This window comes from Pseudoalteromonas sp. Z1A6 (assembly GCF_011378745.1).
GTDB lineage: Bacteria > Pseudomonadota > Gammaproteobacteria > Enterobacterales > Alteromonadaceae > Pseudoalteromonas > Pseudoalteromonas arctica.
In genome coordinates, this window is sequence record NZ_WTKW01000724.1 from 1 (window position 1) to 510 (window position 510).

Consider the following 510-nt stretch of genomic DNA (forward strand, 5'->3'; position numbering starts at 1 on the left):
ATAGAAGATAATTATAAAAATAAAATTTATAAATCGCCAAATTTTGCATTGGTCAATAAGGCTAAATCAGTTGGCGAGAGTGCTATTTCTAAGCCTCTTTTTCCGGCGCTCACATAAATAGTGTCAAAGAGAGAAGCACTGCTATGAATAAACGTAGCTAGACGTTTTTTTTGTCCAAGCGGACTCACCCCTCCTAAAATATAACCGGTACTAACTTGTACTTTTTGTGGGGCAGCCATAATTACTTTTTTAGCACCACATAGTTTAGCTAACTGTTTTAAATTAACTTGTTGAGATACAGGCGTAACAGCAACAATCAGTTGCCCTTCATGTGTTTCAAGTACTAAGGTTTTAAATACTTGTGCACTGTCTAAATTTAACTTTTCAACGGCTTCAAGCCCGTAGTGACTATTATTCTTATCGTGCTCATAACTGAGTACTTCAAAGGTTTTTTTTTGCTTTTTAAGTAGATCTATTGCTGGTGTCATGCTGTTTCATCTTTTTTATTCA

General features: G+C 35.1%; 1 protein-coding gene. It reads right to left on the reverse strand.

The features are described 5' to 3' along the window. Positions 1–26 precede the first annotated feature (26 nt). Entirely contained in the window at positions 27–488 is a 462-nt protein-coding gene (gene ybaK, locus GQR46_RS20510; protein ID WP_010553941.1) for a Cys-tRNA(Pro) deacylase, read from the reverse strand. Between the last annotated feature and the right edge of the window lie 22 nt (positions 489–510).